The organism is Sphaerisporangium sp. NPDC005289, from assembly GCF_040607455.1.
Lineage (GTDB): Bacteria > Actinomycetota > Actinomycetes > Streptosporangiales > Streptosporangiaceae > Sphaerisporangium > Sphaerisporangium rhizosphaerae.
Map to the genome: position 1 here is coordinate 1 of NZ_JBEXGS010000008.1, position 22,311 is coordinate 22,311.

The following is a 22,311-nucleotide window of genomic DNA, read 5'->3' on the forward strand; positions in this document are numbered from 1 at the left end:
ATCACCGAACTGGACATCCAAGGCGGCTCCGCGCAGACCTACCAGTCGGTGACCAACGACTGCCTGGCCGTGTCCCGCTGCGTCGGCATCACCGTCTGGGGCGTACGCGACAGCGACTCCTGGCTCGGCGCCAACACCAGCCCCCTGCTGTTCGACACCAGTGGCAACAAGAAGGCCGCCTACACCTCGGTCCTCAACGCCCTCAACTCGGCCACTCCCAACCCCACCCCGACGCCGACCCCCACTCCCACGGTGACTCCCACCCCGAACCCCACCCCGACCCCGACCCCGACGCCCACGCCGGGCACCGGGGCGTGCTCGGCGACGTTGAGCACGGTCAGCAGCTGGCCGGGCGGCTTCCAGACGACGGTGACGGTCACCGCGGGCTCCTCGGCGGTCAACGGGTGGACCGTGCAGTGGACCTGGCCGAGCGGGCAGAGCTTCAGCAGCGTGTGGAGCGGAACGCCGACCGTCTCCGGCTCCAACGTGTCGGTGAAGAACGCCGCCTACAACGGGTCCATCCCGGCGAACGGGTCCACGACCTTCGGCTTCACCGCCAACGGTTCCGCGGCCACCCCCACCGCCACCTGCACCAGCCCCTGACCGGCAGGTAGGTGGGTCCGGCCGGTGTCCGCACCGGCCGGACCCGGGAGCGCCACGGCGTGGCGGCCATGACAGAGCAGCGGCCGGCGGACCGGCCGGGCCGGTTCCGCCGGGTTCGGGCCGGGTGGTGGAGACACCACCCGGCCCGAACTCATTGTGCGCGGCTCACCCGTCCCACGGACTCAGGCGACGGTGGCGGTGCCGACGAGGGCGCGGGCCTGCCCGGGGCTGAGCGTGCGGCCCTGGGCGAACAGGTCGGTGAACAGGCCATCGCCGAGCGCGGCCCGCGCCATGCCGGTGGCGCGCCGGGCGTCGCCCTCCTCCGCGGGCGTGACGGTCAGGCTCGCCGACTCCCGGACGGCCGCCGCCGCGCCGAGCAGTCGAGCGGCGAGAGCGGGGCGTCCGCCGAGCGCGCACGCGCCCGCCATGCCGGACAGCGCCAGCGCGATGTCCCCGGAGGCGCCCAGGTCCATCGCGATCGTGAACGCCTCCCCATGCCTGGCGAGTGCCGCGTCCGCGTCCCCGCGCAACTCGGCGACGTAGCCCAGTTCGATGAGCACGCTCGGCGCGTACAGCGGTCGTCCCGGCCCGGTGCCCTGCCGGTCGGCGGCGCCGGCGAGGTTGCGCAGGTGCTCCTCGGCGACGTCCAGATCGCCCTGCCTGCGCGCGGCGAAGGCGAGGCCCATCTCGGCGAACACCGCGCCCAGAGGAGATGCCTGCTCGGTGGCCAGCTCCAGCCCTTCCTCGCAGTAGGCGCGCGCCGCCGGGTGGTCGCCGCACTGCATCGCGATCCAGCCGAGCCAGGACAGGCGGCCGGAGACGTCGGTCCAGAGCCCGAGGTCGGAGGCGATGCGCAGCCCCTCCAGGTGCAGGTGGTTGGCCCGTTCGTGGTCGCCGGTGAGGCCCGCGTGCGCGCCCAGCCACTCGGTGGCCTGCAGCAGGCCCCACCGGTCGCCGAGCTCGCGGAACAGCGCCGCGCTGCGGGCGCCGTCCCGTTCCAGCGCGGCCGTGTCTCCTCGCACATGCGCGTGCTTGGCCCGCAGGCCGAGCGCCGCCGCCACGCCCCACGCGTCCCCGCCGGCCTCGAAGGCGTCCAGGGCCCGGGCGATCGAGGCGCCCGTGGCGGCCACGTCGCCGAGGTCGATCTCGGCGAACGCGAGAAACCACTCGGCCCTGGCTCGTGCCCCTGGGTCGTCCACGCCGTCGTAGGCGCGCAGCGCCTCCTCGTGGCGGGCCGGCCAGTCCGCGATGTCGCCCAGCAGGAACGAGATCCCGGTGTGCCAGGCCGTCGCCCGCGCCCGAGCGCTTCGCAGCCCCCCGGCACCCGCCGTCCCCGGCATCGTCGCGGCCGGTTCGCCGGACGCTCCCGACGGCGCGCGTGAGTCGGCCGCTGTCGGCGCCGGCGGCGACTCGGCGGTCGCGGCCAGCGCCGCCCGGAGGGAGCGGCGGGCCTCGTCCAGGCGGCCGCGCAGGAACCAGTACCAGGTCAGCGCGTTGACCAGGCGCAGTGCCACGCCCGCGTCCCGTTCGCACAGTGCGCTGTCGAGCGCGGCGCGCAGGTTGGCGGCCTCGGCGTCCAGGCGCCGCAGCCACCGTCCCTGCTCGGGGCCGTACAGGTGCGGTTCGGCGCTCTCGGCCAGAGCGGTGTAGTACCGGCGGTGCCGCCCGGCCATCCGCCGCGACTCGCCCGCCTCGTCCATGCGGTCGGCGCAGTAGGCGGCCACCAACTCCAGCAGGCGGTAGCGCGGGGCGTCGTCCCCCCGGTCGGTCATCACGACGAGCGAGCGGTCCACCAGCCGCGCCAGCACCTCGCCGGTGTCGTCGTCCTCCGCGCGGACGGCGTGGGCGGCCTCCAAGGTGCAGCCGTCCGCGTGGACGGCCAGGCGGCGCAGGACCGTGCGCTCGGCCGGGGTGAGGAGCTGCCAGCTCCAGTCGATCATGGCCATGAGCGTCTGCTGGCGCGGCGGCGCGCCGCGGTGCCCGGTCGCCAGCAGCCGGAACCGGTCGTCCAGCCCCGCGACCAGGCCGCGGATCCCGAGCGCCCGCACTCGCGTGGCCGCCAGCTCAAGGGCGAGCGGGATGCCGTCCAGCCGCCTGCACAGCAGCGCGACGGCCTCGGCGTTCTCGGGGGTCAGCGTGAACCCGCGCGCCGCGGCGCCCGCCCGGTCCACGAACAGGCGGACCGCGCTGAAGTGCTCCAGCGTCGCCGGGTCGGCCCGCCCGGCCGGGCCGGGAACCTCGAGCGGCGGGACGGGCCACACCACCTCACCGGCCAGGCCCAGGGGCTCGCGGCTGGTGGCCAGCACGCGCAGCCCCGGCGCGGCGCGCAGCAGTGAGGCCGCCAGCTCGGCCGCCTCCTCGATCACATGCTCGCAGTTGTCGAGCACCAGGAGCATGCGGCGGGTGCGAATCGCGCGGGCCAGCCGCTCGACCGGCCCGGCCGGCTCGCGGGGCCCGGCGACGTCGCGGACGTCCAGGACGGCCATCACCATGTCGGTGAGCGACTCCAGCGCGTCGCGGGCTCCGGCCCGGTCGAACGCGCCCAGCTCGGCGAGCCAGGCTCCGTCGGGACAGGACTCGGCCAGCGGGGCGGCGGCCTCCATCGCCAGCCGGGTCTTGCCCACCCCGCCGGAGCCGGTCAGCGTGACCAGCCTGGCGTGCTGGAGTGACGCGCGCACCTCGGCCACCGCGTCCTCGCGGCCGATGAGCCCGGCGATCGCCGTGGGCAGGTTCGACCTCGGCCGCGCCACCGCCCCCACGCCGGCCGGGTCGTCGCCCGCGTGGTCGTCTCGCGCCGGGCCGAGCCTTTTCGAGCCGTCGTCGCCCGCGTGGTCGTCTCGCGCCGGGCCGAGCCTTCCCGAGCCGTCGTTTCCCGCGTGGCCGTCTGGCGCCGGTCCGAGGCTTTCCGAGCCGTCGCCTCCCGCGTGGTCGTCTGGCGTCGGTCCGGACATGCCGGGGTAGGCGAATCGGGCCGCCGCGTCCAGAGGGACGGTCAGCGCCGGGTCCTGAGAAAGGATCGACCGGTGGAGGGCGGCGATCTCGCGGCCGGGGTCCAGCCCCAGATCCTCCGCCAGGTGGGTTCGCAGGCGCTCGTAGCTCTCCAGCGCCTCGGCCTGCCGTCCGTCCCGGTACAGGGCGAGCATGTGCAGGGCGCGCGGCCGTTCCCGTAGCGGGTGGCGGGCCACGTGGTCGCCGAGGTCGTCGGCGACCACGGCGTGCAGGCCGAGCGCCAGCCGCGTCTCGGCGAGGTCCTCCAGCGCGGTGAGCCGTCGCTCCTCCAGCGTGGCGACGCTCGCCTGGAGGAACGGCTCGTCGGCGAAGTCGGCGAACGCCGGCCCCCGCCACAGCGCCAGGGCGCCGGACAGCAGGCCGGCCCTGGCCCGCGGGTCGCCGGTCTCGCGCGCCTGGGCCGTCATCGCCGCGAACCGCCGGGCGTCGACCGCGGCGACCTCCGCCCGCAGCACATACCCGGGCGGAGGTGACACGACCAGGTCGCGGCCGCCCGGCTCGGCGTCCTCCAGCGCTCGGCGCAGCTGGGAGACCTTGGCCGACAACGTGCCGGACGGGTTGCCCGGCGGCCGGTCGCCCCACAGGTGCTCGACGAGCCGGTCGGCGGACACCGGCCGTCCTTCGTACATCAGCAACGCCGCCAGCAGGGCGCGGACCTTCAGGCCGGGCACCGTGACGGGGACGCCGTCACCGGTCCACACCGCCACCGGTCCGAGGACCCCGAAACGCATGACCTTCACGATAACGCGCCCCGGACCCACCCCACCGCCCCGCGCGCCGAACCGGTCTCCGGTGGGATGCGGCGGGTCAACGGGGGGTGAGGGCCTTGGCGATCAGGGCGCTGATCTGGTGGTAGGCGGTGTAGTCGCCGGGGGAGACGGTGGTCTTGGCCAGGGCGGTCACGACGCCACTGGCGGTGTCGGCGTAGGCGGCGGTGCCGCCGCTGCCGGCCATGCCGAACCGGGTGGGGGCGTCCAGCGGACCGGAGAAGCCGATGTCGTAGCCCAGGCCCCGGGTGGCCGGGAACCCGATGACCTCGTCGACGCCGGTCACCGCGGCGGTGGTGATCTCCCGCAGCCGGTCCGGGGAGACCAGGCGCACCCCGTCCACCTCGTCCATGAGGGCGGCGTACACGCGCGCGATGGCGCGGGCGGTCATCACGCCGCCGGCCGGGATGTCGGCGGTGAGCACGTCGGGCCGGTTGCAGTAGGCCGCCGTCGGCATCGCCGCCGGCGGCGCCGCGGTCCAGCCGTCCACCACCCTGAAGAACGGCACCTGCTCGGCCATCGCCGCCATCATCTCGGGGGTCATCTCCATGGCCCCGCCCGCCGGGTCCGCGAGGCGGGCGACGCGGCCGAGCTCGGCCGACGGGACGCCGAAGTACAGCTCGTCGGCGACGCCCAGCGGCGCCGCCACCTCCTGGCGGAGCACCTGCGAGATCGGCGTGCCGGTGACGCGCCGGACGATCTCGCCGACGATGTACCCGTACGACTGCGGGTGGTAGCCCGTCTTGGCGCCCGGCTCCCACCACGGGACGGCGCCGGCGATCGTCGCGCACATCTTGTGCCAGTCGATGAGGTCCTCCGGTGTGGTGTCCACCGGCAGGGCGGGCACGCCCGTGGAGTGCGTCAGGGCGTGCCGCACGGTCGCGCCCTGCTTGCCGTGCGCGCCGAACTCCGGCCACAGTTCCACAATGGGCATGTCGTAGGACAGCGCGCCGCGTTCGGCCAGGACGTGCACGACGGCCGAGGCCGCCCCCTTGCCGGTCGAGGTGACGTGGAAGGGCGTGTCCGGCGTGACCGGCCTGCCGGTCGCCGCGTCGGCCGTGCCCGCGACGGCATCGACGACGAGCTCGCCGCGCCGGTACACGGCGACCTGGAGGCCGAGCTCCGCGCCGGAGGCGACGAGCCTGTCGATGGCGTCCTGGACCTGCTGCTGAACGTCCTTCATGAGTGTTCCTTTTAGATGGTGAGGTGAGGTCGGGAGGCCGGCGCACGGGTGATGACGACGGCTCTGGTGAGTCAGTGAGTGAAGGGGCGTCTGGTCCGCGCGTCGCGTAGTGCGTGGGCCCACCAGGTCAGCTCGTCCAGCACCGTCTTGACCGTCGTGTTGCAGGTGGCGGTGGCCTTGGGCCAGGTGCCGTCGGAGGCGTACTGCTCCCAGTAGCACGGCAGGCTGACCGCGCCGCGGATGGCCACCGCGTGCAGCTCGGCGAAGATCTCGCGCAGGTGGGCGGTGGCGTGCAGGCCGCCCGACTCGCGGCCGTAGGCCACGAAGGTGACCGGCTTGGCCCGCCACTCGTCGTAGAACCAGTCGATGGCGGTCTTGAGCGGCGCGGGGAAGCTCCGGTTGTACTCCGGGGTGACCACCGCGAACGCGTCGGCGGCGCCCAGCCGGGGGCCGAGAGCCCGCACCTGGTCGGGGAGGGTCTCGTCGTGGTCGCGGAGGGTGTCGGGCAGCCGGGCCTCGGCCAGGTCCACCAGGTCGACCTCCAGGTCGTGGCGTTTGCGGGCCTGCGCCGCGAACCATGCGGCGGCGGTGGGCCCGAACCGGCCCTTGCGGGTGCTGCCGACGATGACCGCCAGCCTCAGCGGTCCGCTGTCCGTCATCTCCGGCCTCCCTCGGGTCGTCTCGGCGCCGTGGTCTCGACTGTGCCGGGAGGCGTTTACGGTTTGCTGCCGAGCACCCGTCAACAGACCGCAAGGCGCGTCGCGCACTGGGGAACGACCGGCGCGGACTAGCGCGGACCGGCGCGGGCCAGCGCGGGCCAGGGCGGGCCGGCGTGGCCGGGTGCGGCGGCCGTCCACCGGCCACCCACCGGCCGTCCGCGCGCGCCGGCGACCCGGGCGCGAAGGATCGGACGGGCTCAGGGGGAGGCGCGCAGCGTGAGGGACAGGCGCGGGGCCAGGGTGGTGTTGCGGCGGTGGCCGAGGCGGTGGACGGCCAGCTCGAGCGCGTCGCGGGACCCGACGAGGACCACCCACGAGCGGGCCCGGGTGACCAGGGTGTAGAGCAGCCTGCGCTGCAGCATGACCCCGCCGTACTCGGCGACGAGCGGGGCGACCACGATGGGGTACTCGCTGCCCTGTGAGCGGTGCACGCTGATGGCGTACGCGTGCGTCAGCTCGTCGAGGCGGTCGAAGCCGTAGGTCACCGGGCCGCCGTCGTCGATGTGGATCTCCACCAGGCGCTCGGCCACGTCGATCGCGGTGATCGTGCCCGTCTCGCCGTTGAAGACGCCCTTGTCGTAGTTGTTGCGGATCGGCATCACCCGGTCGCCGACGCGGAAGACGGTGTCGCCCGACCAGTGCTCGGCCTTGCCCTCGCCGGCCGGGTTGAGCCGCTCCTGCAGGACCCGGCCGATGGCGGCGGTGCCCGCGGCGCCCTTGCGCATCGGGCACAGCACCTGCACCTGGTCGGCCGGCACGTTCTGCTTGCGCGGGATCGCCTCGGTCGCCAGGTGGACCACCCGCTTGGCGACCTGCTCGGGGTCGTCCAGTTCCTCGAACCAGAAGCCGCCGTCGCCCGGCAGCGCGGGCACCTCGCCCGCCCGGACGCGGTGGGCGGCGCGGATGATGGCGCTGCCGCCGGCCTGGCGGAAGACGTGGGTCAGCCGGACCCGGGGGATCTCCTCCACGCGCAGCAGGTCGGCGAGGACGCTGCCCGGGCCGATGCTCGGGAGCTGATCGCCGTCGCCGACCAGCAGCAGGTGGCTGCCCGGGGTGAGGGCCGAGGTGAGCCGGGTGGCCAGGTGCAGGTCGAGCATGGACGCCTCGTCCACCACGATGAGATCGGCCTGCGCGGGCGTCTGCTCGAACAGCGTTCCGGAGCCGGGGTCGGGCTGGTGGGCCAGCATGCGGTGGATCGTCGTGGCGGGCAGGCCGGTGAGCTCCGACAGCCGCTTGGCCGCCTTGCCGGTGGGCGCGGTGAGGGTGACCGAGCCGCCCATCGCCCGCACCGTCGCGGCGATCACCCGCACGGTGTGGCTCTTGCCGCAGCCTGGGCCGCCGGTGAGGACCGAGACCGTGCTGGTCAGCGCCGTGGTGACCGCCGCGCGCTGGTCGTCGTTGAGGCCGGGGTCCTCCTGGAACGGGCGCATGGGCAGGGTGGAACGCGCGTGGTGCAGGCGGGCCAGGTTGGCCGCCAGCCGCACTTCGCGGGCATGCTGCTCCTTGGCGTACACCGCGGTCTGGCGGGCGTCGGTGAGGGAGGCCTCGACGACCACCCGCCGCTCGGCCGCCAGGGCGTCCACCATCTGCCGGACCAGCTCGTCGTCCTGGCCGAGCAGGTCGGCGGCCTGGGCGAGCAGGGTGGGCAGCGGCAGGAAGCAGTGCCCCGAGCCGGCGGCCGCGGCCTCCAGCCGGTCGATGATCGCGGCCTGGACGCGCTGCGGACTGCGCTCCGGCACCCCGGACCGCAGGGCGATCTTGTCGGCGGTGGTGAACGCGATGCCGCGCACCCGGCCGATGAGGCGGTACGGATCGCGGGTCAGGATGTCGGCCGACTCGGCGCCGAACGCCTGGTACACCTTGGCCGCGAGCAGCGGGCTGACCCCGAAGCCCTGCAGCACGACCATCAGCGCGGCGACGGCCTTCTGCTCGGCCCACGCCTCGACGATCTGCGCCTGGCGCACGGGGCCGATGTTGACGACCTCCCTGAGCCGGTCGGGCTCGGTGTCGATGACGGTCAGGCTGGACTCGCCGAAGTGGCTGACGATCGCGTGGGCCAGCCGGGGGCCGATGCCGCGGATCAGCCCCGAGCCGAGGTACACCCGGATGGCGCGGACCGTGGACGGCGCCACCCGCTCGCACGCGGTGACCGTCATGCGGCGGCCGTGGCGCGGATGATCCTCCCAGTCGCCGGTGAGCCGCAGCGTCTCTCCGGGTTGCACGCCCGCGAGGACGCGGCCCGCGGCGACGAACCCGGGCGCATCCTCGGCGCTCATGCGGGCGACCGTGTACTCGTCCTCGCGGACGTACACGAGCTGCTCGACGGAGACCTCCACGAGACAGATACAACCACCCGGCACCGACACCGGCGGTAATCCCGTCGCGGCGCCGGCGCGCGGATCCTAGGCTCTACGCTGTGCGCAAGCCCATCCTGCGTCCCACGGCGCGCGTCCTGGTGGCCGACGAAGCCGACCGGCTGCTGCTGCTCCACTTCCACGACGCCACCTGGCTGACGCCGGGCGGCGGCATCGACCCGGGCGAGACGGTGGAGGTCGCCGCGGCCCGCGAGCTGCGGGAGGAGACCGGCCACCGCGTCACGCCCGACCTGCTCGGGCCCGTGGTCGCCACCACGGCCGGTCACTGGCGCGGCGGCTGGGACGGCAAGATGTACTACTCGGTCGAGACCTTCTTCTTCCTCCGGGTGGCCGAGCTCGTCATGGACACCTCCGGTCTCATGGAGTACGAGCGGCGCGACATGGTCGGGCACCGCTGGTGGACGCTGCCCGACCTGCGGGTCACCGAGGAACGCGTCCGCCCACTGGGGCTGGCGGGCCTGCTGGAGCGGCTGTACGCGGGCGAGGTGCCGGACGAGCCGGTGGCCCTGCCCTGGCACCATCCCGAGTTCGCGCACCTGCCCGTCCCGCCGCCCCGCCGCTGAACGGCGGGGACGGCCGGCGACGCCGGGCCGCCCCGGTCACCGGGGCGAAGCCCTGTCTCCGAGGTCACCCCGGTCACCCGAGTCATCCCCACGCCGGCACGGGCGCCCCCGGGGGTCAGCCGGCGAACGGCGGCGGGCTGTCGGCGCCGAAGATCTGGCGAACCTCCGACTCGCCCGCCCAGCCCGGCCAGTGCTGCTTGTGCAGGTCCATGAACGTGGTCGAGAACTCCACGGCCGCTTCCTTGGAGGCCGCCTCGATCATCGCGTAGCTGGCGATGACCTCCTTGGCCTCGGTGAAAGGCCCGTCGGTCACGGTGACCTCGCCGGAGGAGGCGACCCGGATGCGGGTGGCCATCACGGTCGGGGCCAGACCGCCGGTGTCCAGGAGCACGCCGGCCTTGGCCATCTCCTCCCCGTAGCGGAAGATGGCGTCCATCAGCTCCTTGGGGGGCATGCCCGCCGGCGAGTTCTCTTCGGTCTTCAGAAGAAGCATGTAGCGCATGGTGGTGCTCCTTGTACGTGCGTGGGTCCGGGGAGGACGAGCCGCGTGTCTCGCGGCCTCTGCTCACGCGTCGACCGGGAGAAGGCGCATTCGACACGACCGGCGAATCTTTTTCCACCGATTTCGCGCTGCCTCGGGCGCGGCCCGTCCGTGCCCCATCATGCACGCAGGCGGCACCCGCGTCCTCGGTGTCGCCGGCGACCGCAGCGATCGGCGGGCGGCCTCAGGCCGTCGTCTCGGCGCGCCGGCGCACGTGCTCGGCGAATTCCAGCCACTCCTCGGCCACCGCGCACGCCAGGTCGGCGATCATGTAGGCGCAGTGCGAGGGCATGGTCCCGCTGAGGTCCTCCCAGCCGCGCACCCCGGCCGTGTGCTCGTTGAGCCAGCGCAGCAGCGTGCGCCCGGAGTCGGTGAAGCGGACCGAGGGGTCCCGCTGGAGCTGGTGGAGGATCGCCGCAGGGTCCTTGGGCCGGTCCGCGCGCCCGGCGGCGGCGACCCGCCGCAGCCGGCGCTCGGCTCCCGCGGGCTCGCGGCGCTCGTCCCGGGCGCGCTGCTGCGGCGGGATGGGGTCCTCGCCGCGCATCATGCGGTTGCGCACGTCGCGGGCCGTGCCGAGCGAGATGCCGGCCTGCTCGGCCACCTGGCGCAGCGACGCGTCGGGGCGGGCGGTGAACAGCTCGCAGGCGCGGCGCCGGCCCTCGGCGCTGGTGAGCGGCCGGACGCGGCCGTCGCGCCCGATGCGGCTGAGCGGCTGCGGCACGCCCGGCGTGGCCGCGCGGCGGATGGTGTCGACGGTCTTGGCCGACAGGCCGGTGACCGAGGCGATCGCCCGGTCCGACCACTGGGGCCGCGAGACGACGATGCGGGCGGCGGCCGCCTCGCGGTCGGCGAGCGACAGCGGCAGGCCGTGGGCGGTGTTCGCCTCCACGGCCATGACGAACGCGGTCTCCGCGTCCCCGTCGAAGAGCCGCACCTTGATCTTCTCGTCGCCGCGCAGCAGGGCGGCGCGCAGCCGGTGCATCCCGTCGATGACGCGCATGGTGCCGCGGTGCACAAGGATGGGCGGCAGGTCGTCGTCGGACTCGGCGAGCAGGCGGGTGTGCCCGGCGTCCTCGCCGGAAAGGCGCGGCGAGTCGCCGGGCGACAATGCGCTGATCGCCATTATCTCGTAGTCGCCGGCGTCATTGGCGACCGCCGAGAGAAGCATCCCGCACGGCGTGACGCGCCGGTCGGCGAGCGCGTTCGCCTCACCTGCGGTCGTGATGTCTGCGGCCGGCATCAGGACACCTCTCCCCGTGTTCCGTCGGCGCCACGCGTTCATGCGCACGCCTGGCCATAGGCGGCTGATCCGCGACATGCCGGATGCGTGAAATCGGTGAACGGTGATGGAGCCCTATCGTCATGCGCCGGGACGAACGCCGCATCTTCCCTGTTGCTGTCCTGCGCGAGAACGTGGCCGCGGCCCGGTCGTGACCGGTGTACCCAGGCTGTGGAATAACACGAAAAAGTGGAACTCTGGGGTTGCGCGGCTGCCGGGAAACGGGTATTGGAGATGCCGGGCGCGGCGGACCACCCCAGAATTCCCCGCCATTAACGCCGCTCCGCTTGCCCTGCGCATGCCGGCTCCCCAGAATTTCTCTGGTAACCGTTCCGCTTTTCTTCGCCAGCGAAGACCCGGGCCGCGTGACGGGGAATTCGCGCGGCGGCGATCTCACGGAAGGCGCGCGCCCGCGAGACGGCGACCCCGGTCCATGGCACGCCGGAGCCTGATCGGGTTCCGGCCCGAGTGAGGAATGCGATGGCTCAGCAGACGCTCGAGAAGAACGGCATGGCGATCCCGTACGCCGGATGGTTCCTCGTCCAAGCCAACGTGATCATGATCACTCCCCTGCTCGTCCCGGTGGCGAACCACTTCCACGTCGGCCTGGCCGCGGTCACGCTCGCGCTGACCGCCTACCTGCTGCTGTTCGGCGTCATGCAGCCGTTCTACGGGCTCCTGTCGGACTCCGCCGGACGGGTGCGGGTCATGCGCCTCGGGCTCGCCGGGGTGTCGCTGGGCAACCTCATCGCGGCGCTGGCCCCCAACGTCGCGCTGCTGATCACCGGCCGGGCCGTGGCCGGGGCGTTCGCCGCCGCGCTGGCGCCGGTGACCGTGGCCTACATCGGCGACCGGGTGCCGCCGGGACGGCGCCAGCGGGTGATGGCCGGCCTGATGTCGGTCGCGGCGATCGGCACCGCCACCGGCACCATCAGCGCCGGCGTGCTGAACGATCTGATCAACTGGCGGGCCGCCATCTTCCTCGTCGCGGCGGGGGCGGCGGTGCTCGCGGCGCTGTACGGCAGGCTGCCGGAGACGCTGGCCGTCAAGACCAGCGGCCGGGACGCGCTCAGGCGGCTCGGCCAGGTCTTCCGCGGCGGGTGGTTCCGCTTCCTGACGATCTTCGCCTTCTTCGAGGGCGCGGCGATGGTCGGGTTCTACAACTTCTTCAGCTCCGCGCTTCAGGTGCACGGCAAGAACGCGGCGATCGCCGGCATCGTCACCGGCTCCTACGGCCTCGGCGCCGTGGTCGGCGGAGTGATCGTGCGTTCGATCGACTCGCGCGTGACCGCCGCCGGGCTGTTCGGCGGCGGCTGCACGCTGCTGCTCGGGGGCTTCCTGGCCGCGGCCTTCAGCCAGACCATTCCGGCGATCCTGGCGGCCGGCCTGCTGGCGGGAATGGCCCTGGCCATCGCGCAGTCGACCATCCAGACCTGGATGATCGAGGCGTCGCCCCCCGACGTGCGCGGCACGGCCGCGGCCGTGGTCGCCTCCGCGGTGTTCACCGGGGCCGCTCTGAGCACGGCCGCCGTCGGCGGGCTCGCGGCCGGCGGCCAGTTCCGCCTGCTGTTCGGCATCGCGGCGCTGGTGACCCTGCCCGTCACGATCGTGGGCGCGCTCGCCCGGGCCCGGTTCTCCCGCGCCACCGTCCCCGCCTGACCCCGGCGCCGCCGCGCGCCGCGAAGCCACACCAGACCTACGAACCGAACTGGAGATACCCGACATGACACGGACGGTTGTTGTCACCGGAGGGGGCACGGGCATCGGCTACGCCGTCGCCGCGGCCTTCGCCGAGCAGGGCGCGCACGTCTACATCACCGGGCGGCGCGAGCCGGTCCTGGCCGAGGCGCGTTCGCGGCTCGGGGACGGCGTGAGCACCGTCGTCTGCGACGCCACCGACCCCGACCAGATCGAGGCGCTGCGCGACCAGCTGCCCACGACGGTGGACGTGCTGGTCAACAACGCCGGCGGCAACCGCGACCTGGACGGCCCCGGCCCCGGCGCCCCGCAGTTGGGCGCGGTCGGGCTGAGCGGGCAGGGGCCGCGCACGCCGGACAACCTGCACGCCCTGGCCGCGGCGTGGCGGGCGAACCTGGAGGGCAACCTGGTCAGCGCGGTGCTGATGACGGCCGCCCTGGACAAGCAGCTCGCCCCCGGCGGCGCGGTCGTCCACATCGGGTCCTTCGCCGCCGACCGGGGCGCGGGCTCCTACGGCGCGGCCAAGGCCGGGCTGAACTCCTGGAACCTGTTCCTGGCGCGCCAGCTCGGCGCCCGCGACATCACCTCGAACGTGGTCTCGCCCGGGTACATCGCCGACACCGAGTTCTTCCGCGACCGCAACGGGCAGCAGTTCCACGACGCGCGGGTGGCCGAGACGATGAACGGGCGCGCCGGTTACCCCGAGGACATCGCCGGAGCGGTCGTCTTCCTGGCCTCCCCGGCGGCCCGGCACGTCACCGGTCAGGTGCTCAACGTCAACGGCGGCGCGCTCACGACCCGCTAGGCGACGCGGCCGGTGCGCTGGACGAGCCGTCCGACCTCGTGCGCGCATCCCCAGGACAGGCCGACCCCGGCGCCCGCGTGCCCGTAGTTGTGGATGACGCGGGCGCCGCCGACCGTCTCCTCCTCGAGCCGGACGCGGGGACGGCCGGCGCGCAGGCCGGTCTCCACGCCGAGGACGCGCGCGCCGGCGATGCGCGGGTCGACGGCGGCGCAGCGGGCGATGATCTCCTCGGTCTGGACGGGGTCGGGCTCGCGGCTCCAGTCGTCCCTGGTGGCGGTGCCGCCGCAGACGAGCCGGTCGCCGTGCGGCATGAACGCCGTCAGCTTGGGGCCCTTGCTGAACTCGTAGAAGTAGTCGGTGACGCCGGGGTTCTCGACGATCACGTGCTGGCCGCGCATCGGACGGACCTCGGGGTCGCCGGCCAGGCGCTGGGCGTAGGCGCCGGTGCAGTTGACGACGACCGGTGCCTCGGCGGCGGCCTCGTCCAGGGACGCCACCGAGCCGATCTCCAGGGCGCCTCCGGCGGCCACCAGCCGTTCCGTCAGGTGCTCGAAGTAGGCCGGCATGTCCACGATGGGCACCGTCATCCGGAAGGCCAGGGCGAAGCCGGGGTGCTCCTCGGGCGCACAGGGCTCGTAGCCGGGCAGCCGGTGGATCCAGGAGGCGTCGGCGATCTCGGTGCGGCTCGCCCACCGGCCGGGGGCGACCCGCACGCCCGTGCCGGGCTGCCCGGCGAGCCGGGCGAAGGTGTCCAGGCCCAGGCGGTGCCAGGCGGCGACGGTCTCGTACGGCTCCCAGCTCGCGGTGTCGGCGGGGTCGGACAACAGGGGACCGCTCAGCACGGCCATGGCGGCCGCGGAGGTCGTCTCGCGCGGCGGCTGGTCGCCGCGCAGCCGCACCGCCAGGCCCTGTTCGGCCAGGTGCACGGCCGTGGTGAGCCCGATGACGCCGGCGCCGACGACCAGAACATCTGTGCGCTCTGTCACGCGTTCACTCCTTGGTCACTGAAAATCGGTCACAGGAAAGCGGCCGCCGCTCCTCGGTCACGAGAGAGGGCCGCCGCGGAAGGACGGGGGGCGTGACGGAATGCCGGACGGCATGAATCCCCCCATGGTCCTGGAAATCACTGAGCCTGCATTGTCGGGTGGCTCCGCGTGCCGGAGCAAGGGTGCCACCGCCCGTAGGGGGCACCCGAAAACACCCATAAAAGGGATGAAGAATCCTATTTCGCAATACCTGTGCACGCGGCCGCATGGAGCGCCGATGTGGGATATTCGCAGGTGCCCCGTACGATCCGACGAGCATCCGCGCATGGATGCCTTTCCCGTGAATCGAGGTCGATGACGTGCCCGAGCAGACCGCCGACCCCGGCGTCCAGCAGCCGGTCCAGGTCAGCCCGATCGGTTACGTGGTGACCGGCTACGCCCGGCCGCAGGACGCCCCGGCGCAGGCCACGGAGAACTACGGCGAGCCCGGCAAGGTGGTCGTCTACGACCGGTTCGCCGACGGGCTGGCCGGCCTGGAGCGATGGTCGCACATCTGGCTGCTGACCTGGCTGCACTCCCAGGACGACGACGAGGCCGGAGCGCTGAAGTGCGTCCCGCGCGGCGGGGCGAGGGGCGGCGGGCACCGGGGGGTGTTCTCCACCCGCTCACCGAACCGGCCGAGCCGTCTCGGGATGAGCCTCGTGCGCGTGCTGCGCGTCGAGGACGGCGTCGTCCACTTCCAGGGCGTCGACCTGGTCGACGGCACCCCGGTCCTGGACATCAAACCCTGGGTCCGCGGCACCGACATCCCCCCGGACCTCCCACGCTGACCACCTCGCGCGTGCCATCACCCGGCAGGTCGGGGAGATCACGGGCACACGGCGAAGGGCCCGCGACCGGGGGGTCGTGGGCCCTTCTCGTCCAGCCAGGCGGCGCGTACGCGGTCCGCAGCCGGTGCGCCGCCCGTGTTCGTCGTGCCGGCGGTGCCGCCGTCAGGGGCGGGCGGCGATGCCGTAGGCGCGCACCTCCATGAGGTCGCCGCTGAGGTAGCCGTCGTGGGGGCTGGTGGGCCCGGCCGCGTGGGTCGGCAGGCCGCCGACGACGACCTTGCGGATCGACGGCTCGCGCAGCAGGATCCGCGCCAGCTCCTCGTCGTCGCTCACGACCGACAGCGCAAGCGTGTCCTTCAGCGGCGTGACCGGGTCGCGCCGGCTCCACGGCAGCACCCACACGCACGCGAACGGCAGCTCGATGCCGCCGCCCGGGTGGTCGGGGCGGTCGCACACCAGCACGGCCGGCCGCAGCGCCGCCGACCCGTCGCCGAGGTCGGCCACCCCGCCGTCCTGGTACAGCGGAGCGGTGACCTCCACCGCCCCGGCCAGCCGGGACGACAGGTGCGCGCGCATCGCCCGCGCCTGCTCGATCGGCATGACCGGAAGTTGCGCCTCGCTGGTCTGGGGCGGAGCGGCGACCAGGGCGGCGAGCCGCCGGGCGATGGCCTGCCCGAGCTCCATCGGGTCGCCGTCGGTGAACACGGCGCTGGCGTTGGTGCACCGCAGCCCCGCGTCGTAGGCCACCGAGTCGCAGATCACCTCCAGCGCCCGGTCGGTGATCGGGCCGGTGTGCAGAAGCTTGGACCTGCCCGGCCCGCGCGGCACCAGGCCGGGGTTGTCGGCGTAGCGCCGGATGGCCGCGTCACCGCCGAAGACCAGGCTCAGGTCGGCCGCCTTGACCAGCGCGTCCGCCGTGGCGTGCCCGCCGGGCAGCAGCGACAGGCGCGAGGGCTCCATCCCCGCCTCCAGCGCCGCGGCGATCAGCCGCGACGGGGTGAACGGGTCCCGGGTGCCCGGTCGCACGAGCAACTGGTAGCCGTAGGCCAGCGCGTGCACCCACTGGGTGTGGGTGCCCGGGTTGTTGCTCGGCGCGATCACCGACAGGGTGTCGCCGCGCCGCAGCCACACGGCCCTGATCTCCCCGGCCCCCACGGTCGTCGCGGCGCCCGCCGGACGCTCGGCGGCCACGCGCAGCGGGGCGTTCGCGCAGGTCTCGGCCATGTCGGTGACCGAGCGCCGCGCCACGGAGATCGGCACGCCGGCGCTGCGCGACTGCATCTCGCAGTAGTCGGCCGGCGTGAGCCCGTTGAGCGTGGCCGTCCCGAACAGCTCGCCCATGCGGCGGAAGGTCTCGGCGGACGGCGCCTCGCCGACGGGGCGGCGCCGCAGCTCCGCGACCGTCAGTGTGGCGGCCAGCGGCGGCGCCATGTCCACGTCGGCCAGATGCGTGCCGTCGACGCCGCGCAGCGGCACCGTCTCGGCCGACTTGGCGGCGACGCCCGCCCGGATGAGCGGGACCTTGTACGCCGTTGCCACGGCCATCAGTAGACCCCCTCGATGATGGTCTCCTTGGCGGTCTCGTTCGGCCGCACGTCGGAGACCTCGACGCCGGGGTGGTCGTCCAGCGGCGCGCGCAGCGTGACCATGTCGCGCTCGACGGTGGGCGGCATGAACAGGTCGCGGGTCAGCGAGGTGATCTTGACGACGCCGCGGGTGTCGACCGGCACCGTCGTGGTGAGGTCGACGGGGTCGACGACGTCGACCACCGTGTAGGGGTAGAACGGACGGAAGACGCACGGCGACGGGTCGCCCTCGACGCGGGTGCGCTGCGGGGCCATGCCCATCATCGTGTTGCCGTACGCCCCGGCGAACTTGGCCCCGGGGAAGGCCTCGTTCTCCAGCAGGCTCAGCGTCTCGGCGTCGATGCTGGTGCCGCCCCAGATGAAGCCGCGCGCCTTCTCGCGCAGCGGCTCGTACACGTCGGGCCGGGCGACGATGCGCTCCAGGATGCGGGGGGTGCTGGAGACGGCCTGGATGTCCTGCGACAGCAGCACGTCCCTGACCTGGTCGAGGATGTGGTCGATGTAGCGGTCGGACTCGTCCTGGCGGCCGGTGGCGATGCACCGCTTGACCCAGCGCGGGTCCAGGTCGACGAAGTAGGCCAGGAAGCCGCGCAGCTCGGTCAAGTTGCCGATGTTCTTGGCCATCACGTGCGGGCCGGTCGGCCCGATGTGCAGCCATCCGGCCTGCTTGCCGCCGGTCGGGAAGCCCTGCTCGTCCAGGAACATGCTCTGGTACTCGATGTTGCGCCTGCGCGAGGTGGCGTCGACGATGCGCTTGGGCGCGCCGGTGGTGCCACCCGACTCGTACACGCCGAAGCGCCCGGGCCGGTCGAGGCAGCCGCGGGGGACGAGCGTGTGGGCGGGGATCGTGCTCCAGTCGATCTTCACGTCGGCGAAGAGCCGCTGGAGGTCGTCGTAGGTCTTGACGTCCGACAGTGGGTCGAACCCGAACGAGGCGGCCTGCTCGATCCAGAACCGGCTGCCGGTCGAGGGCGAGAAGTGCCACGTCATCGTCGCCACGACCAGCTCGTCGAGGTCGGGTGCCTGGTCGACGGGCGCCTCGAAGACGGCGGCGAAGTCATCGGACATGAAATTCCCTTTCTCGGATCGCCAGCGGGGCCCGCGGCGCGGCGTGGTGCCGGCCGCGGGCCGGGGCGGACCGCCGGCGCGGGTCAGTTGTGCTGGAGATGGCCATGGCCGTGCTTGTGCTCGGCCTGGTGACCGTGGCCGTGGCCGTGGCCATGGCCGTGGCCCGCGTGGTCGGGGGGCAGCACGCCGCCGTGCGCGGCGAGGTGGCAGGGCGGGCAGAGCAGGCGGCCGCGGTGGTCGTGCAGCACGGCGGTGCTGGTGAGCTCCTCGCAGCCGTCGCAGGGGGCGTGCGGCCGGGACTTCTTGGCCGCGGGGGCCTCGTCGGCGACCGGCTCGATGAGCAGGATCTCGTCGACCGGGGCGGCGAGGATCCGCTGGATGCGCTCGGCCTGCGCCTGGGAGAAGCGGGCGCGCTCCTCGGCGGTGGCCGTGCCGCCCTCCACCTTGTGGGCCAGCGCCCACAGCTCCTCGCCGCGGAACGCCTCGCTGCCGGGCTTGGCGGTGACCCGCAGTCCGGCTCCGTCGGAGACGCGCCAGAAGGTGAAGGCCACCTTGCCGTTGTCCTGCAGGATCATGTGGCGGTTGCCGACGGTGCACCCGGTGAGCACCTGGACGGCGTCTATGGCGCACCCGTCGGTCTCGCCGACCGCGACGACCTCGTTGTCGGCGCCGTGCCGGCCGAGGTGGGAGATGGCGACGTGCGCGATGCGCAGGCCGACGGCCGACCCCGGGCACTTGTGCCCGTGGAAGCCGGTGACCTGCGTGTAGTCCTCTATATAACTCATCGATGGCTCTTCCTGTCGATGGATATGGCGTGGGGGGCGGCCGGCAGCAGCCGGACGTCCGCCTCGCGGTCGTTCTGTCCCTCGTAGAAGGCGCGCACCGTGATGCGGTGCAGGTCGGTGGCCGAGACGATGAACACCCACTGGCCGGACTCCTCGGCGAGCAGCCGGTCCAGCCGGGTGCAGGTGTCGCGGCGCGGGTCCTGCGGCCAGGGGACGCGGTGGGTGTGATAGTTGCCGACCACCGCGAGGCCGTGCTCGTCGCAGAAGTCCTCGGCGTCCATGAGCTCGCGGGGGTGAGCTATCCACCCCCGCTGGTCGTTGGGCGTCTCCGAGGGGATGGCGTACTGGTCGACCAGTTCGTCCATGTCGTCGGCGATGTCCGGGTCCCTGCGCATGTTGGCCAGCAGGGGGAGCACGGCCGCCACGTGCAGGGTCGTCCCCGCCTGGCGACCGAGCAGCAGGCCGAACGCCTTGCGCTCGGACACCTCCCCCTCGATGTAGTGCCCGGTGAGCTTGCGGACGACGTGCCCGGCGATGCCGGCGAACAGCGGGCGCGGCAGCGTGATCTCGCGGACGTCGGCCGGCGTGGCCCGGACCTCAGTGGTGGGCAAGAGCGGTCTCCTTCACCGGCTTGCCCAGCAGGCGCCTGGTCTCCGCCGCCCACGCGCGGGCCTGCGCGACGGTGTACATGGTGAGCTCGGAGGAGTGGCCGAGGTAGGAGGAGACGTCGAAGATTCCGGCCAGCTCCTCCTCGCTGAGGTGCTGCGCGACGCCGTTCTGGCGGATCAGGTCCTCCAGCGGCGTGCCGGTGCTGCGGGACTCCTGGCTCAGCTCGTAGACGTGCTCGTGGGCGGTCTGCTTGCCGATGTGCTTGCCCAGGGCGAGCATGAGGCGCTCGGTCACGATCTGCCCGGCGACGACCTTGGTGTTCTCCAGCAGCCGGTCGGGGTGGATCTTCAGACCGTCGACGATGAGACGCGTGATGTCGCAGGCCGCGAGGGTGTAGTGCGACACCTCCGGCACGCACGCCCACTCAAGGCGCAGCGACCGGGAGTCGCGCTCGTGGTCGCCGCTCATCGCGGCCAGCGCCACGCCGACCGTGCCGGCGGACAGGCGCGACAGCATGACGGTCTGCTCGCACGCCTCGGGGTTGCGCTTGTGCGGCATCGTGCTGCTGCCGACCCGGCCGAGCCGCCACTCCTCCTCCACCTCGCCGAACTCCGGCCGCGCCAGCAGGCGGACCTCGTCGGCGATGCGGCCCATGGTCCCGGCGACGATCGCCAGGGTGGAGACGAACTCGGCGATGCGGTCGCGGGCGACGTGCCAGGCCAGCGGCGCGGCGCTGAGACCGAGGCGGGCGGAGAAGCCGCGCAGCAGGTCGATCGCCTGGTCACCGAAGCCGGCCATCGTGCCGACGCCGCCGAACAGCTCGGCGGTCAGCACGCGCGGGCGCAGGGCGCGCAGCCGCTCGCCGCTGCGCAGGATCTCGTCCATCCAGCCGGCGATCTTCAGACCGAAGCCGATGGGCAGCGCCGGCTGGGCGTGCGTGCGGCCGAGCGCGACGGTCTCGGCGTGCGTCTCGGCCAGGTCGGCCAGCCGGGTGACGATCGCGAGCAGCTCGTGCTCCATCGCGTCCACGACGTCGCGCATCTCCAGCGACTGGGCGGTGTCCTGGATGTCCTGGGTGGTCGCGCCGTAGTGCACGAACTCACCGGCGCCGTCCGGGACGGACGCCTGGAACACCCGCAGCAGGCCGACCAGCGAGTGGCTGGTGCGCCGGATCTCGGCCCGGACGGCGCCGAGGTCCAGCCGCTCGACCTTCGCCGCGGCGGCGATCTTCTGGGCGGCGTCGGCCGGGATGATGCCGAGGGCGGCCTGCTCCAGCGCCAGCGCGGCCTCCACGTCGAGCCAGCGCTGGAAGCGGCAGCGGTCGCAGAAGATGCGGCGGCTGGCGGCGGTGCTGTAGCGGTGGCCGTAGAAGGCGGAGTCGACGATGTGGCTGCGCTCGTGGCGGCACGGTTGGTCGGTGCTCATAGGTTCTCTCCTGAGGCGATGAGGCCACTGCGGCGGGACGCAGAGGTCGCGACCCGGTTGCCCTTCGGACGCCGGCTCGCGCGGGCGTAGGGGCTGTGGCCGTACGGGGGCTGGTCGGGGTGGACGGGGGCGTTCGCCGCGATGTCGAGCGCGACCTGCCGCGGTGACATCCCTCGCGTGCGGGAGCCGGCGATGACGTCGATCACCAGTTCGCGCGTGAGGAAGGCGACGTTGTCCAGCACCTCGTGCGGCTCGGGCAGCGTGGCGGGTCCGAAGAGCGTCTCCATCGAGGCCGACCCGCCGATGCCGCCGATGAAGTCGGGCACGACCAGCACGCCGCGCTCGTTGAGCACCTGCTCGGCGGCCTCGCTGAGGCCGCAGTTGGCGCCGACGACCACGACGGGCGCCTGCAGGGCCTCGGCCTGCTCGACGGTGATGGCGTTCTCGACGGCGGCGAGGATCAGCACGTCCACCGGCAGGTCGAACAGCGTCTCGCCGGGCAGCCACGCCAGCCGGGAGGTCTGTTCCGACACCGGCCGCGACTGGTCGTGCTCCAGCATCGCGGTGACGTCCAGGCCGCGCGGGTGCACCGCGCAGCCGTAGGCGTCGGCGACGGCGACGATGGCGGCGCCCTCGGCGACCAGCGACTCGGCGGCGGCCCTGCCGAGGTTGCCGAAGCCCTGGATGGCGACGTGCAGCCCGGTCGCCAGGTACCCGGCGCTGTCGGCGGCGGCCAGGGCGGAGTGCGCCACGACGTGTCCGGCGCGCCGCTGCCCCACGGTGCGCCGGCCGACGGAGGCGTCCAGCAGGCCCATGCGCGCGAAGTACTCCTCGTCGGAGAAGCCCTGGGCGTTCTTGACCGCGTACTTCACCGACCGCAGCCCGACGCCGGCCGCGAGGCGCTCCAGGTCCTCGAACCGGGTGCCCATGTCGCAGCCCATGCTGTAGCGGGTGGTGAGCTCGCCGGAGACGAACGACAGGAAGCGCGAGATCACCTCTTCGGCGTCGGCCGCCATGGGGTCGTAGGCGAGCCCCGACTTGGCGCCGTCGACGTTGATGCCGAGCACGCGCTGCTTGAGCGTCATGCGCTCGGCCAGGTCGATGAGGGTCTGGACCTTCAGCCCCGGCTGGACGCGGAACCCGCCGGCGGCCAGACGGCAATCTTCCCGGTCATATACCAAATAGCCCGGGCAACCATGTACAGGGTCGGTGTATTCGATGACACGTGGCATGTGCAACCCCCCCAGGGATCTCCAGATCGGGGCGAATCTGTGAGTGTTCGTGATGGTGCACATCGGCCATATCGATCGTCAACGAACGCGGTATTCACTTGTACGGGGGGGTGGGGCGCCGCGCTTTCCGGGTGGCCGCCCAACACTGGGGTCGGTTTCGGGGGCGGGTAGGGGGTGGCTCGCGCGCCGGAATGTGGGGGAGATGTCGCGTGGCCGGGATCACCTGCGCGGGCGCGTGGGCGCGCGGC

At 73.4% G+C, this 22,311-nt stretch carries 18 protein-coding genes; 5 read left to right on the forward strand and 13 right to left on the reverse strand.

Annotated features, from left to right (window positions below; translation table 11 throughout):
* The coding region (locus ABZT47_RS15750) for a cellulose binding domain-containing protein (protein ID WP_354841518.1) at positions 1–603 on the forward strand (603 nt) is incomplete at its 5' end.
* Positions 604–785: 182 nt separating this feature from the next.
* Here the strand turns inward: ABZT47_RS15750 and ABZT47_RS15755 are convergent.
* The 4 genes from ABZT47_RS15755 to ABZT47_RS15770 form a co-directional block, all read right to left on the reverse strand.
* Positions 786–4,343, reverse strand: coding sequence for a BTAD domain-containing putative transcriptional regulator (locus tag ABZT47_RS15755; RefSeq protein ID WP_354841521.1), 3,558 nt, complete (start codon positions 4,341–4,343; stop codon positions 786–788).
* Positions 4,344–4,419: 76 nt separating this feature from the next.
* The gene (locus ABZT47_RS15760) at positions 4,420–5,562 is read right to left on the reverse strand and encodes a serine hydrolase domain-containing protein (RefSeq protein ID WP_354841524.1); all 1,143 of its coding nucleotides are present in this window, start codon (positions 5,560–5,562) and stop codon (positions 4,420–4,422) included.
* Positions 5,563–5,633: 71 nt separating this feature from the next.
* Positions 5,634–6,221, reverse strand: a complete 588-nt coding sequence (locus ABZT47_RS15765) for an NAD(P)H-dependent oxidoreductase (protein ID WP_354841527.1) — start codon at positions 6,219–6,221, stop codon at positions 5,634–5,636.
* Between the two features lie 257 nt (positions 6,222–6,478).
* The gene (locus ABZT47_RS15770; protein ID WP_354841530.1) at positions 6,479–8,617 is read right to left on the reverse strand and encodes an ATP-dependent RecD-like DNA helicase; all 2,139 of its coding nucleotides are present in this window, start codon (positions 8,615–8,617) and stop codon (positions 6,479–6,481) included.
* A gap of 80 nt (positions 8,618–8,697) precedes the next feature.
* On the opposite strand from ABZT47_RS15770, the gene ABZT47_RS15775 reads away from it, so the two are divergent.
* The gene (locus ABZT47_RS15775; protein ID WP_354841534.1) at positions 8,698–9,219 is read left to right on the forward strand and encodes an NUDIX domain-containing protein; all 522 of its coding nucleotides are present in this window, start codon (positions 8,698–8,700) and stop codon (positions 9,217–9,219) included.
* A gap of 115 nt (positions 9,220–9,334) precedes the next feature.
* Here the strand turns inward: ABZT47_RS15775 and ABZT47_RS15780 are convergent, their stop codons facing one another.
* Positions 9,335–9,721: a YciI family protein gene (locus ABZT47_RS15780; protein ID WP_354841536.1), complete on the reverse strand. Its 387-nt coding sequence runs from the start codon at positions 9,719–9,721 to the stop codon at positions 9,335–9,337.
* Positions 9,722–9,944: 223 nt separating this feature from the next.
* Positions 9,945–11,000, reverse strand: a complete 1,056-nt coding sequence (locus ABZT47_RS15785; RefSeq protein WP_354841539.1) for a ParB N-terminal domain-containing protein — start codon at positions 10,998–11,000, stop codon at positions 9,945–9,947.
* Positions 11,001–11,519: 519 nt separating this feature from the next.
* Between ABZT47_RS15785 and ABZT47_RS15790 the strand changes: the two genes are divergently transcribed.
* Both ABZT47_RS15790 and ABZT47_RS15795 read left to right on the forward strand, forming a co-directional pair.
* Complete coding sequence (locus tag ABZT47_RS15790; protein WP_354841542.1) at positions 11,520–12,698, forward strand: MFS transporter; 1,179 nt, start codon at positions 11,520–11,522, stop codon at positions 12,696–12,698.
* 64 nt (positions 12,699–12,762) lie between these two features.
* The gene (locus ABZT47_RS15795) at positions 12,763–13,542 is read left to right on the forward strand and encodes an SDR family oxidoreductase (protein ID WP_354841544.1); all 780 of its coding nucleotides are present in this window, start codon (positions 12,763–12,765) and stop codon (positions 13,540–13,542) included.
* Here ABZT47_RS15795 and ABZT47_RS15800 read toward each other — a convergent pair.
* Positions 13,539–14,528: an FAD-dependent oxidoreductase gene (locus ABZT47_RS15800; protein ID WP_354841547.1), complete on the reverse strand. Its 990-nt coding sequence runs from the start codon at positions 14,526–14,528 to the stop codon at positions 13,539–13,541. The genes ABZT47_RS15795 and ABZT47_RS15800 overlap by 4 nt on opposite strands.
* A gap of 359 nt (positions 14,529–14,887) precedes the next feature.
* Between ABZT47_RS15800 and tsaA the strand changes: the two genes are divergently transcribed.
* Positions 14,888–15,358 carry a tRNA (N6-threonylcarbamoyladenosine(37)-N6)-methyltransferase TrmO gene (tsaA, locus tag ABZT47_RS15805; RefSeq protein ID WP_354841550.1) on the forward strand — a complete coding sequence of 157 codons (471 nt, stop codon included), beginning with the start codon at positions 14,888–14,890 and terminating at the stop codon, positions 15,356–15,358.
* 162 nt (positions 15,359–15,520) lie between these two features.
* Here tsaA and ABZT47_RS15810 read toward each other — a convergent pair whose 3' ends face one another.
* The 6 genes from ABZT47_RS15810 to ABZT47_RS15835 all read right to left on the reverse strand — a co-directional run bounded on the left by ABZT47_RS15810 (position 15,521) and on the right by ABZT47_RS15835 (position 22,012).
* Positions 15,521–16,903: an aldehyde dehydrogenase family protein gene (locus tag ABZT47_RS15810; RefSeq protein WP_354841553.1), complete on the reverse strand. Its 1,383-nt coding sequence runs from the start codon at positions 16,901–16,903 to the stop codon at positions 15,521–15,523.
* Positions 16,903–18,012: a phenazine biosynthesis protein gene (locus ABZT47_RS15815; protein ID WP_354841556.1), complete on the reverse strand. Its 1,110-nt coding sequence runs from the start codon at positions 18,010–18,012 to the stop codon at positions 16,903–16,905. The genes ABZT47_RS15810 and ABZT47_RS15815 overlap by 1 nt, the downstream gene beginning before the upstream one ends.
* An 83-nt stretch (positions 18,013–18,095) precedes the next feature.
* Positions 18,096–18,797, reverse strand: a complete 702-nt coding sequence (locus ABZT47_RS15820) for an FmdE family protein (RefSeq protein WP_354841559.1) — start codon at positions 18,795–18,797, stop codon at positions 18,096–18,098.
* Positions 18,794–19,408: a hypothetical protein gene (locus ABZT47_RS15825; protein WP_354841562.1), complete on the reverse strand. Its 615-nt coding sequence runs from the start codon at positions 19,406–19,408 to the stop codon at positions 18,794–18,796. Before ABZT47_RS15825 ends, ABZT47_RS15820 begins: the two co-directional genes overlap by 4 nt.
* Positions 19,395–20,831, reverse strand: coding sequence for an adenylosuccinate lyase family protein (locus ABZT47_RS15830; protein ID WP_354841565.1), 1,437 nt, complete (start codon positions 20,829–20,831; stop codon positions 19,395–19,397). The genes ABZT47_RS15825 and ABZT47_RS15830 overlap by 14 nt, the downstream gene beginning before the upstream one ends.
* Positions 20,828–22,012: a Glu/Leu/Phe/Val dehydrogenase dimerization domain-containing protein gene (locus ABZT47_RS15835; RefSeq protein ID WP_354841568.1), complete on the reverse strand. Its 1,185-nt coding sequence runs from the start codon at positions 22,010–22,012 to the stop codon at positions 20,828–20,830. The genes ABZT47_RS15830 and ABZT47_RS15835 overlap by 4 nt, the downstream gene beginning before the upstream one ends.
* Positions 22,013–22,311: the final 299 nt, after the last annotated feature.

Coding starts and splice junctions, on each gene's coding strand:
- ABZT47_RS15755 (WP_354841521.1), bottom strand. CDS start 4,343: ATGCGTTTCGGGGTCCTCGGACCGGTGGCGGTGTGGACCGGTGACGGC.
- ABZT47_RS15760 (WP_354841524.1), bottom strand. CDS start 5,562: ATGAAGGACGTTCAGCAGCAGGTCCAGGACGCCATCGACAGGCTCGTC.
- ABZT47_RS15765 (WP_354841527.1), bottom strand. CDS start 6,221: ATGACGGACAGCGGACCGCTGAGGCTGGCGGTCATCGTCGGCAGCACC.
- ABZT47_RS15780 (WP_354841536.1), bottom strand. CDS start 9,721: ATGCGCTACATGCTTCTTCTGAAGACCGAAGAGAACTCGCCGGCGGGC.
- ABZT47_RS15785 (WP_354841539.1), bottom strand. CDS start 11,000: ATGCCGGCCGCAGACATCACGACCGCAGGTGAGGCGAACGCGCTCGCC.
- ABZT47_RS15790 (WP_354841542.1), top strand. CDS start 11,520: ATGGCTCAGCAGACGCTCGAGAAGAACGGCATGGCGATCCCGTACGCC.
- ABZT47_RS15795 (WP_354841544.1), top strand. CDS start 12,763: ATGACACGGACGGTTGTTGTCACCGGAGGGGGCACGGGCATCGGCTAC.
- ABZT47_RS15810 (WP_354841553.1), bottom strand. CDS start 16,903: ATGGCCGTGGCAACGGCGTACAAGGTCCCGCTCATCCGGGCGGGCGTC.
- ABZT47_RS15815 (WP_354841556.1), bottom strand. CDS start 18,012: ATGTCCGATGACTTCGCCGCCGTCTTCGAGGCGCCCGTCGACCAGGCA.
- ABZT47_RS15820 (WP_354841559.1), bottom strand. CDS start 18,797: ATGAGTTATATAGAGGACTACACGCAGGTCACCGGCTTCCACGGGCAC.
- ABZT47_RS15830 (WP_354841565.1), bottom strand. CDS start 20,831: ATGAGCACCGACCAACCGTGCCGCCACGAGCGCAGCCACATCGTCGAC.